The sequence below is a fragment of the Fulvivirga sp. genome, from assembly GCF_040218215.1.
Lineage (GTDB): Bacteria > Bacteroidota > Bacteroidia > Cytophagales > Cyclobacteriaceae > Fulvivirga.
Genome location: NZ_JAVJQL010000028.1, coordinates 485,140 through 496,854 on the forward strand (window position 1 = coordinate 485,140; position 11,715 = coordinate 496,854).

Sequence of the window (11,715 nt, forward strand, 5' to 3'; positions counted from 1 at the left end):
GTTTAATAGGTTGTAATTAACCTTTTCATTAAATGATTCACCACACGATTGAAAAAAGTTAAATGAAGCAAGTAGTTCAAAGTTTTAAAACTGGAGAAATGGAAGTGAAAGAGGTACCCTTACCTCAGCTTCAATCAAAATATGTATTGGTAGAGAATGCAACTTCACTCATTAGTGCTGGAACCGAAAAAGGTACAGTGAAAGTTGCCAAAGCCAGCTTAATAGAAAAGGCACGCCAACGTCCTGACCTTGTTAAGCAGGTAATTCAAAATATGAAAAAAGAAGGTATTAGAGCCACCTTCGATAAAGTAAAATCAAAGCTTGATTCGCCTAAGGCATTAGGATATAGTACGGCAGGTATTGTAAAAGCTTCTTTAGATTCTAATAATTTATTTAAAACGGGAGATAGGGTTGCTTGCGCTGGCCAGGATCTTGCCTCGCATGCTGAGGTAGTGAGTGTTCCACAAAATTTAGTTGCTAAAATACCGGATAACGTCACTTTTGAAGAAGCTGCATTTACTACAGTTGGTGCAATTGCATTACAAGGTGTAAGGCAATCTGAGCCCAAACTTGGCGAGAATATCTGTGTCATTGGACTAGGCTTAATTGGACAAATCACTTGTCAACTTTTGAGAGCATCAGGAGCTAATGTCTTTGGGGTTGACTTAAGTGATAAGCTCGTAGAATTAGCCTCTAAACATTCCGCAGATGTTGCTAATAACAGAAACAACTCTAATTTATTGGTGAATTGCTTGGCGTTCACAAATGGTCATGGCTTTGACAAAATCATCATAACAGCTGCAACCCCTTCCAATGATCCTATTGAATTATCTGCTGAAATTGCACGCAAAAAAGGATCAGTAATAATGGTAGGGGCAGTAGGTATGAACATTCCCCGCGATCCGCATTTTTATAGGAAAGAATTAGATTTAAAAATGTCGTGCTCCTATGGCCCCGGTCGCTACGACACCTCCTATGAAGAGCTTGGTCAGGACTATCCTATCGCTTATGTAAGATGGACCGAACAGCGAAACATGGAGGCATTTTTGAATGCTATATCAAAAAAGCAAGTCAATTTAAAACCACTTATTACTCATCAATTTACTATAGATAATGCATTAGCAGCTTATGAAATGGTTATCAATCCTGAAGCGGAGTTTAATCTTGGGGTGCTACTGGAATACCCAGAGAGAGCTAAGAAGTTTGAGACACCTAAAGAGCAAAAAAAGATTATTTCAGATCCTAAAAACCCTAATGTTAGTTTTATTGGGGCAGGCAGTTTTGCTCAAAGCTACCTTATACCAAATATTAAGTCTGCTGGTGGGACACTGCAAGCTGTAACAACAGGCAGAGGAATAAATGCTGAGCATGTTGCATCTAAATTTGGTTTTGTTAAGTTCGAATCTGATCCTACCACCATTTTTAAAGATGAAAACTGCAATACCATATTTATTGCAACCAGACATAACACTCATGCAAACTATGCAATAGATGCATTAAGTGAGGGTAAAAATGTATTTGTTGAAAAACCTTTGGCACTTAACACTGAAGAACTTGAAAAAGTAAGTAATGTATACTCCAATTCAGGTAAGCTTTTAATGGTTGGGTTTAATAGAAGATTTTCAAGAGCTGCTCAAGAAGTGAATAAGCTCTTTAATTCTTATGATGGCCCGTTGGCATTTAACTTTAGGGTAAATGCAGGAGCATTGCCGCCAGATCACTGGGCAATTAATGATGAAATTGGAGGGGGAAGAATCATTGGTGAAGTCTGCCATTTTATTGACTTGATGCAATATTTTTCTAATTCATTGGTGAAATCTGTTTATGCACAAAGTTTGCCGGGCACAAGCGAGGTGAATACAAATGCCGACAATGTAATTATTACCCTTACATTTAAAAATGGTTCTGTTGGTAATATCACTTATTTAGCCAATGGAGACAAGGCCTTGCCTAAAGAACACTTAGAAGTTTTTGGTGGCGGTAATTCTGCTATAATCAATGATTTTAATAGTGTTTCATTATATAAAAATGGCTCATTAAAAAAAGTCAAAACTTCTGGGAAAGGACATAAAGAAGAGGTTATGGCTTTTTTAAAGGCTATTTCAGATGGAACAGATTCTCCTATTTCATTTGACTCTATCTACTCTACAACACTTACAACTTTTAAAGTTATTGACTCCATGGCAACTGGCTTGCCACAACATTTATGAAATTAAGCAGAAGTGTAATACTATTTTATGCCCAATTGCTGGTAATTATAACGCTGCCTTTCCATTTATTGGCCAGCAGTTATGCAATTGTTATACTATTAACAGTATTCCTTTATTCCTTATTTCAATCAACTTCCTTTCGCATGGAAGTATGGTCATCATTTCGGTCTAATAAAGTAACTCAGGCACTTGTGTTACTCTTCGTTGCTTATACCCTTTCAACCATATTACATCCACTTATCGATTCTGCTAAAACATTTCGATTTTCTGCTATTGAGAAAAAATTATCATTTCTCATCTTCCCCTTTCTTTTAGCAAATATTAGAGGATATGATAAGAAACAAATTCAAAAAATTTTTTGTGTCTATATAGTAGTTATTGTTTCAAGCACACTAATAGCACTTTCTGCTGGTCTATATAATACAATAAACTCCGGCTCATTGCATTTTTATGATAGTGGAAATCAAGTTGTTTATAATAATTTTATGTACCATCGCTTAAGTTCATATGTAGGTGTTCATGCAGTTTATTATGCAGAGTATGTACTGTTGGCATTTATTATGTGGGTGAGCTTCTGCTATAATAATTTCTTGAATTGGTCTATTAAACGTAGAGTTTTAGCCACCCTTTTAGGGTTATATTTTATAGGAATTATGTTTTTGTTAGAATCAGCAGCAATACTAATTATACTTCTGGCTATAATTATCATGTTCACTATTTACTATCTCTATAAAGCAAAAGATAGAATTTCAATACCCATGAAACTTGCTGTTGTCGTTGCTGGAGTTTTTTTTGTTATGATTTTAGCTGACAGAGCGGTCGATAAAATTGGTTCAAAAGCAGAGTTTTTTACCTACGACTTGTCGCAACCTGGTGGAGGTGAGTGGAATGGCATTAACTTAAGACTAGCTAAATGGAATGTAGCCGTGTTAGCCATAAAAGATAATTGGCTAGTAGGTGTTGGGCCTGGAAATACTACTCCTACATTAGACGGGTATTATGAAAAAGTGGGATTTTCGTATGCTCTTCAGCAGCACTATAACCCTCATAATCAGTTTTTACAAACTTTTCTGGCTTTAGGTGTTGTTGGTGTTTTAATTCTAATAATTGTATTTTTTGTATCCATAAGGTATAGCTTAAATAAAAAAGACTCTGTTATGTTCTTATTTATTATCAGTTATCTATTATTCTCGATGTCAGAGTCAACACTTGCGGTAAATAAAGGAATTGTGTTCTTTTCAGTTTTTTTGAGTTTCTTTTCATACCTGCCTTATAAATCAAGCGATTACTTTAATGCATCCAAATATAACAGCTAGTTTTGATCGTCTGAAGAATGTTTTAGAATCCATTCCTATTGAAGAAAGGTTCAAAGGGTATGATCCTTTTGATGGGTTGAATAGCCCAATTATTAAAAAAACATTTTTAGGCAAGAACAGATTTATAAGACTAATTTGGGTTCAGCTATTCAAACGAAATCCACTTAATTTTAGAAAAATCGTAGGGATTAAGAAACAAGAAAACCCACAAGCTTTAGCCATTTTTTTATCTGCCTATTGTCAGCTATATAAGTTAGATGAACGTGAAGAATATATTAATTCGATAAATTATCTCGCAAACAGAATTATTGCGTTAAGGCAAGATCAATGGTCCGGGGCATGTTGGAGCTATCCATTTGCTTGGCAGGCCCGTGCATTTTACCAACCCGAAAACACACCTTTAATAATACCAACGGCCTATTGTTTTAATGCACTTTTAGATGCTTATGAGAGAACACAAATTGATGAATATAAAACAATTGCCTTAACAACAGCTAGTTTTGTTTTAAATGACCTTAATAGAAATGGAGATCAAGAAATTTTCGCTTTTTCATACTCTCCAGAAGACAACTCAGTTGTTTACAATGCAAGCTTAATGGCGAGTCAAGTTTTAGCTAGGTGCTTTAAATATACTCTGAATACAAGTTATAAAGAGGCGGCTTTAGCCTCAGTTCAGTTTTGCGTCAACGCACAAAACCAAGATGGATCTTGGACATATGGTAAAAAATTATTCCATCAATGGATAGACAATTTTCATTCTGGTTACAACTTAGTATGTTTAATAGATTATAGCAACTTTTGTAATGATGCAAGATTCAATTCAGCAATTGAAAAAGGGCTGGACTATTATATTAATACCTTCTTCACTCAAGACGGATTCAGTAAATACTACAGTAACTCCAAGTTTCCCCTTGATGTAAATAATCCTGCCCAATTAATTATAACTTTAGTAAAAGCTAATAAGCTTGACCCTCACAAAAATCTTGTCGGTAAAGTTGTTCAACAGACTATCAAACAAATGCAGTCAAACAAAGGATGGTTTTATTATCAAAAAAACAAATGGTTTACCAATAGAATTTTATACTTAAGATGGTCAAATTCGTGGATGTTTTATGCCTTATCCCTCCTTTTAAAAAATGATAACTCCTAGGATTACACTATTTAATATTGAAATTGATGCTTTAACAATGGAGCAGACAGTAAGCCTGATCAATAAATCAATACTGGAAAAAAATCAGGTAGTACATAATTGCATTAATGCTAACAAAGTGGTTTTAATGGAAAAAGATAAATTCCTAGAACAAACCCTACAGGATGCTGAGATTATTAGTGCTGACGGGCAAGCAATTGTTTGGGCTTCACAACTTATGGGCAAACCTTTACCTGAGCGTGTGCCCGGAATAGATTTAATGGAAAATCTAATGCTAATGGCCAATAAGAATGGTTATAAAGCTTTTCTATTTGGAGCAAAAGAAGAAATAGTAAAAAAGGTGTTTAAGCATTATAACAACCTATTTGACAACCCCATAATTTCAGGATACCGCAATGGATATTTCAGCGAAAAAGATGAAGTTGAAATTATTGAACAAATTAATAATTCTGGGGCTCAAATGCTATTTGTGGCAATTCCATCTCCTCAAAAAGAATATTTCATAAACAAATACAGGAAAAAACTATCGAATGCAATGTTACTTATGGGAGTCGGAGGGAGTTTTGATGTAATATCAGGCAGCATATCCAGAGCACCTAGGTGGATGCAAGATAATGGACTTGAATGGCTTTTTCGTCTGATTCAAGAACCCCGTAAAATGTGGAAGCGATATTTAATAGGTAACTTTAGTTATATGAGAATAACTTTTAGAGAGTTTCTTTCAAAGAAAAAGTCTCATTGAATTTAATTTGCCCTTAATAGAGAATAAAGTCACCGCCTCCTTAGCTCTAATCATTAATACCTCTTTATCCAATAGAAAAAGAATTCATCGTCTAGATGTAGACATTAAAAGACCCTAAATAAACTATGTCCAAGAAGATTTTAACAATAAACTTAGATAAGATGTAACCTAAGAATTATTGAAAAACAAATAATACCTAATTAAAAAATGCTAATTTCGCATCATAAATTAAAATTGTTGTGGCGCATCACAGATATTCTAAATATTTAAGGCCGATTTCTCTAGGTATTGAAATTATTCTTTTATGCCTTAGTATAGTGTTGTCGCTATATTATATTAATAACTCCGTCACAATTCCTTTCGATCAAGGGACTAAATATTTTTTCATCGTTTCCTTACTGAGTTGGCCATTACTTAATATTCTCTTCAAAGATAACCCGACCAGATCGCTTCGTTTTGCGAAAGTTATAAGAATGACATTAGGAGGGTTGTTATTGCATTTATTATTAGTGATAACAATAGTTTTGTTTATTCAGCAAATAGACATTTCACGTACATTTATACTTTTAACACAGTTATATTTTAGTGTATTAATATTTATTTGGAGATTTCTCTTTTTCTATTCTGTGAGGCTTTATAGAAAGAGAGGCTTTAACTACAGAAATATCGTTGTGGTAGGTTATGGTGAATTAAGTCATGAACTTGAAAGATACTTCAGGGCTCACCCAGAATATGGCTACAAGCTACTAGGTTTTTTTGATAAGAGGGGGCATGGGAAAAATATACTTGGAGAAGTCAAAAGCTTGTTTTCATATTGTAGCAAAAATCCAGTTGATGAAATTTATTGTTGCCTTCCGTACGTAAGGTATTCTCAGATAAAAGAGATTATAGATTTTTCGGATAATAACTTTATTAAAGTTAAGCTCATTGCAGATTTTAGAGGATTTTCTCTTAAAGGAGTTGAATTAGAAAGATACGATTATATACCAGTATTAAATGTTACCTCAATGCCGTTGGATGATAGAAAAAGTCTTTTAGTTAAAAGGTTTTTTGATGTGATATTTTCCTCAATAATTATACTTTTTATTTTTAGTTGGCTTTTCCCTTTAGTTGCTCTGGCTATCAAGTTAGATTCTAAAGGCCCAATATTTTTCAAACAAAAAAGAACAGGTAGGGGAAATGAAACCTTTTGGTGCCTAAAATTTAGGACAATGTATGTAAATGGTAAATCTGAGATAAAGCAAGCAACAAAAGGAGACTCAAGAATAACCAAAGTAGGCGAGTTCTTAAGAAAAACCAGTATTGATGAACTACCTCAATTTTTTAACGTTTTCAATGGTTCTATGTCTGTCGTTGGACCACGCCCACACATGCTTCGTCATACAGAAGAGTATTCAAAAGTTGTAGAGAAATTTATGGTGAGACACTTTGTTAAACCAGGAATTACTGGGTTAGCGCAAGCCAAAGGTTATAGAGGGGAGACTAAAACAGTAGTTTCCATGAAAAATAGAGTTAAGCTAGATAGGTTTTACATAGAAAATTGGTCTATTTTCTTAGATTTAAAAATAATTCTGCTTACTATTTTAAGTTTGTTTAAAGGAGACGAAAACGCATACTAGCCATCATAGATATACTCAAATATTTACTGTCTTCTTTGGCATTTGCATACTTCCTTTATCCAATACTAATTAAAACACTGGAATGGAAGCAGATACTAGATGCTCCAGATAATCGAAAAATTCACACGGTTCACACTCCTTCCTTAGGCGGTGTTCCTATCTTTTTGGGGGTAGCATTTTCATTATTAGTATGGATGTCATCATCAGATGCAACAATGAACAAATACCTATTTAGCTCATTGTCCCTATTTTTTGTAATAGGTCTTCGAGATGATATTATTCCAATGAAACCCGTTTTTAAGCTCATAGGTCAATTGATTCCAATAATCTTAATAATCTTACTTGGATACGTGAGGTTAGAATCTTTTTATGACATAGGAAATCTCAATTTCTCGCCTCCATTTTCCTTAATAATTACCGTTTTTGTAATTATTGTAATTACTAATTCAATTAATCTGATAGACGGAATTGATGGGTTAGCCGGCTCACTTGCTTTAACTTCCCTACTAGTTTTAGGCTCATGGTTTTATCTAACCAATGATACTGGCTTAGCTTTTATCTCCTTCGCATTCATTGGAGCTATTTTATCCTTTTTGATGTATAATTGGAGCCCTTCTAAAATTTTTATGGGTGACACAGGGGCTTTACTTATAGGTTTTTTACTCTCTGTATTAATTATACATTTTATAAACAAAAATTTTGAACTTGAAAGTGCCAGTGCTTACAAGTTCTCAGCCTCAATATCGGCAGCCATATGCTTTATTATCGTTCCACTAACAGATACATTGAGAGTATTTATTATTAGACTAACAAAATTCAAATCTCCATTGATTGCTGATAATAATCACGTTCACCATAGTCTTCTAAGACTAGGCTTAAAGCACTCAAGTATCTCCGTCTTATTGGCAACAATAAATATTCTCTTTATAATACTTGCAATCCTTTTGAAAAACCAAAGTGACGTTTTGGTGCTGCCTATAGTTTTATCAGTTGTAGGTCTTTTATTAGGACTACTTCATTACTATGAATTAAAATCCCAGGCAAAGAAAGCTTGAGTTTAGTAAGTTCTCTTTATTATAAATAAACTCTTCAGGGCCAGTCTCTTTTAAGACTTTACCCCCTGCAGCATTTACCACAGCATGTCCGGCAGCAGTATCCCATTCCATTGTTGGCCCAAAACGATAATAAACATCTGCCCTACCCTCAGCAACCATACAAAATTTTAGAGAGCTGCCAACTGAAATACTATCTACAACATCATATTCCTTTAAAACTGACTCTTCCTCAATAGAAGGATGAGACTTACTTCGAACAGCTATTCTTTTCCCGTTACTGTTATTAACTTTCAGAATAGTCTGTTCTTCTCCTTTTATTTTGAATGCACCCTTGCCCAAAACACCATAATATAATTCATCTAAAAATGGCGCAAATACAAATCCAGCTATCACTTTCCTGTTTTCAATAAATGCAATGTTTACAGTAAACTCCCCATTTCGATTTATAAACTCTTTTGTGCCATCCAAAGGGTCAACCAACCAATATCTATTATATTCTTTACGAATTTCGTAATTCAAATTTTCTCCCTCCTCCGAAATTATGGGAATATTAGGATAGAGCTTACTAAGACCTTGTACAATCACATTATGCGAAGCTCCATCTGCCAAGGTCAATGGCGAATCATCTGATTTATAATCAACCACACTTGATTGATTTGGGTCATTATAAATATTCATTATTGCCTCACCGGCCTTTCTGGTAATTGCGATTAATTGATCAACTTGTAAACTGAACATAATAAAGGTTTCATAGCTATTAAAAAGTACCAAACTATCAATATTTTTATTAATTCGCCCAATAACTTGTAGATTTGCAGGCTTATAATTCAATAGGATGACAGATAATATTTTCCCGATTTTTGACAAATCACTATCGGCCCTTGAAAAAGAAAAAGGACTTAACCAAAAAGGTTTAGTAATCTGGATGGTTGGGTTATCAGGATCTGGGAAAAGTACTCTTGCAACTGGCCTGGAAAATCGCTTACATCAGAATGGATTTCATACCATGTTGCTTGATGGCGATAACTTAAGATCTGGGATCAACTCTAACTTAGGGTTTAGTGAGGACGAGCGCATTGAAAATATTAGACGAGCCGCTGAAATTTCTAAATTATTTGCCCTTAATGGAACAGTTACCATCTGCTCGCTGATAAGCCCAACCGAAAATATAAGGAAAATGGCCGCTGAAATTATCGGTGAAAAATATTGTGAGGTGTTTATCAATTGCCCAATAGAAGTTTGTGAAGAAAGGGATGTTAAAGGATTATACGCCAAAGCCAGAAGAGGGGAAATAAAGAATTTTACAGGGATAGATTCACCTTTTGAAATTCCAAAAAGCCCTTCTATTGATGTTAAAACAAATGAAATGACCCTAGAGAGTTCTCTTGATTATTTATACAATTCGATAATAGATAAAATTAAATTATAATATGTCTTCACTAAACTTATCTCATTTAGACCAGCTTGAATCTGAAGCTATATTTATCTTCAGGGAGGTTGCCGCTCAATTTGAGAAGCCCGTAATTCTGTTTTCAGGAGGAAAGGACTCAATAACAATGGTTCACTTGGCCCGAAAAGCTTTTTGGCCTGCGAAAGTACCTTTCCCATTACTACACATCGATACAGGACACAATTTTCCAGAAGCGCTTGAATTTCGTGACAGCCTGGCAAAAAAGTACAATGTAACTCTTGATATTGGTTTGGTTCAAGACTCTATTGACAGAGGTACGGCCAGAGAAGAGAAAGGTATCAACCCAAGCAGAAACTCGCTCCAATCGATCACATTGTTAGAGAAGCTTGAAGAGGGTGGATATGATGCAGCCTTTGGAGGTGGAAGAAGAGATGAAGAAAAAGCAAGGGCTAAAGAAAGATTTTTCTCCCATAGAGATGAATTTGGACAATGGGACCCTAAAAATCAAAGGCCTGAATTGTGGAACCTTTATAATGGTAAAAAAGCTGTAGGTGAATCGTTTAGAATATTTCCTATCAGTAATTGGACTGAAATGGATGTTTGGCAATATATTAAAAAAGAAAAAATAGAATTGCCAAGTATATATTTTTCCCACAAACGAAGTGTTGTAAACAGAAGTGGGGTTTGGATCGCAGAATCCCCTTACAATACATTATTAGAAAAAGAGTCTTATGAAGAAAGGGTTATAAGATATCGTACTTTGGGTTGTATGACAATAACCGGAGCAATTGAATCAACGGCCTCTACTTTAGATGATATAATAGAAGAAGTGGCTGCTGCAAGACAAACTGAAAGGGGAAATCGAGCTGATGATAAACGATCTGAAGCTGCAATGGAAGATAGAAAAAAGCAGGGATATTTTTAATATATAGAAGTTTAGATCATGACAGAGAAAAAAGGATATATGGACATGGACCTGCTTCGATTTACTACAGCAGGTAGTGTTGATGACGGAAAAAGTACACTGATAGGAAGGTTAATGTACGACACAAAATCAATTTTCCAGGATCAAATTGATGCCATAGAAGAATCTAGTAAAAACCGTGGTGACGAGTATGTAAACCTTGCCTTACTTACTGATGGACTTAAAGCAGAAAGAGAACAGGGTATTACTATTGATGTTGCCTATAGGTATTTTGCTACACCTAAAAGGAAATTTATAATTGCCGATACTCCTGGGCACATTCAATACACCAGAAATATGGTTACTGGTGCGTCTACAGCCAACTTGGCTATCATCCTGATTGATGCACGTAAAGGCGTAATTGAACAGACCAAAAGACATTCATTTATAGCATCGCTTCTACAAATAAAGCATGTTATTGTTTGTATCAACAAAATGGACCTGGTTGATTACTCAGAAGATGTATTCGAAAATATTAAAAGTGAATACCTTGGATTCGATGCCAAATTAGAAATACCTGATATCAGATTTATACCTATTTCTGCTTTGCATGGCGACAATGTAGTTGATAGGTCTAAGAATATGGATTGGTACCAGGGACCAAGTCTGTTGTGGACTTTAGAAAATGTCCAAATCGCTTCGGACAGAAACTTCATAGATAGCCGAATGCCAGTGCAGTGGGTTATCAGGCCTCAGTCAGATAAATATCACGATTTTAGAGGATTTGCTGGTACCATTAACGGTGGGGTGTTTAGAAAGGGGGAAGAAGTTGTAGTGCTACCTTCAGGGTTTACGTCAAAAATCAAGTCTATTGAGACAATGAATGGGCAGCTAAATGAAGCTTATGCACCCATGTCTATTGCGCTAACATTAGAAGATGAAATAGATATCAGTCGTGGTGATATGATAGCCAAACCAAACAATCAACCAAAATCATCACAAGATATTGAAATTATGGTTTGCTGGTTAAATACAAACGGTCTTAAGCTGGGTTCTAAATATATTATAAAGCACACAACAAATGAGGCGAAGTGCTTAATAAAAGACATCCGCTACAAGGTAAATGTCAATACATTAGAAAAAATAGAAGGTGTTGATGGCCTTGAGGTTAACGATATTGGAAGAATTCAAATTAAAACTGCAAAACCCTTGTTTTACGATCCGTATATGAAAAATAGAAATACTGGATCTATAATTCTAATTGACGAATTTACAAATGAAACAGTTGGAGCTGGAATGATAATATAA

At 34.9% G+C, this 11,715-nt stretch carries 10 protein-coding genes; 9 read left to right on the plus strand and 1 reads right to left on the minus strand.

Annotation, left to right across the window (positions count from 1 at the left end; genetic code table 11):
• Positions 1-62: 62 nt before the first annotated feature.
• The 6 genes from RIB54_RS20465 to RIB54_RS20490 all read left to right on the plus strand — a co-directional run bounded on the left by RIB54_RS20465 (position 63) and on the right by RIB54_RS20490 (position 8,092).
• Positions 63-2,210 (plus strand): bi-domain-containing oxidoreductase, encoded by a 2,148-nt coding sequence (locus tag RIB54_RS20465; RefSeq protein WP_350102739.1) that lies wholly within the window; start codon positions 63-65, stop codon positions 2,208-2,210.
• 143 nt (positions 2,211-2,353) lie between these two features.
• On the plus strand, positions 2,354-3,526 hold the full coding sequence (locus RIB54_RS20470) for an O-antigen ligase family protein (protein ID WP_350102741.1): 1,173 nt from the start codon (positions 2,354-2,356) through the stop codon (positions 3,524-3,526).
• Positions 3,504-4,676: a delta-aminolevulinic acid dehydratase gene (locus RIB54_RS20475; RefSeq protein WP_350102743.1), complete on the plus strand. Its 1,173-nt coding sequence runs from the start codon at positions 3,504-3,506 to the stop codon at positions 4,674-4,676. The genes RIB54_RS20470 and RIB54_RS20475 overlap by 23 nt, the downstream gene beginning before the upstream one ends.
• Positions 4,663-5,418, plus strand: coding sequence for a WecB/TagA/CpsF family glycosyltransferase (locus RIB54_RS20480; RefSeq protein WP_502879623.1), 756 nt, complete (start codon positions 4,663-4,665; stop codon positions 5,416-5,418). Before RIB54_RS20475 ends, RIB54_RS20480 begins: the two co-directional genes overlap by 14 nt.
• A gap of 239 nt (positions 5,419-5,657) precedes the next feature.
• Positions 5,658-7,037, plus strand: a complete 1,380-nt coding sequence (locus tag RIB54_RS20485; RefSeq protein ID WP_350070171.1) for an undecaprenyl-phosphate glucose phosphotransferase — start codon at positions 5,658-5,660, stop codon at positions 7,035-7,037.
• A 35-nt stretch (positions 7,038-7,072) separates the two neighbouring features.
• Entirely contained in the window at positions 7,073-8,092 is a 1,020-nt protein-coding gene (locus tag RIB54_RS20490) for an MraY family glycosyltransferase (protein ID WP_350102744.1), read from the plus strand.
• Here RIB54_RS20490 and cysQ read toward each other — a convergent pair.
• Positions 8,066-8,830, minus strand: a complete 765-nt coding sequence (cysQ, locus tag RIB54_RS20495) for a 3'(2'),5'-bisphosphate nucleotidase CysQ (RefSeq protein ID WP_350102746.1) — start codon at positions 8,828-8,830, stop codon at positions 8,066-8,068. The genes RIB54_RS20490 and cysQ overlap by 27 nt on opposite strands.
• 97 nt (positions 8,831-8,927) lie before the next feature.
• On the opposite strand from cysQ, the gene cysC reads away from it, so the two are divergent.
• Genes cysC through cysN form a run of 3 tightly spaced genes read left to right on the plus strand, consistent with a single transcriptional unit; the run spans position 8,928 to position 11,715 of the window.
• The gene (gene cysC, locus RIB54_RS20500; RefSeq protein WP_350102747.1) at positions 8,928-9,521 is read left to right on the plus strand and encodes an adenylyl-sulfate kinase; all 594 of its coding nucleotides are present in this window, start codon (positions 8,928-8,930) and stop codon (positions 9,519-9,521) included.
• Between the two features lies 1 nt (position 9,522).
• On the plus strand, positions 9,523-10,428 hold the full coding sequence (gene cysD / locus RIB54_RS20505) for a sulfate adenylyltransferase subunit CysD (protein WP_350070183.1): 906 nt from the start codon (positions 9,523-9,525) through the stop codon (positions 10,426-10,428).
• A gap of 18 nt (positions 10,429-10,446) precedes the next feature.
• A complete protein-coding gene (gene cysN, locus RIB54_RS20510; RefSeq protein ID WP_350070186.1) occupies positions 10,447-11,715 on the plus strand; it encodes a sulfate adenylyltransferase subunit CysN in 1,269 nt (422 codons plus the stop codon).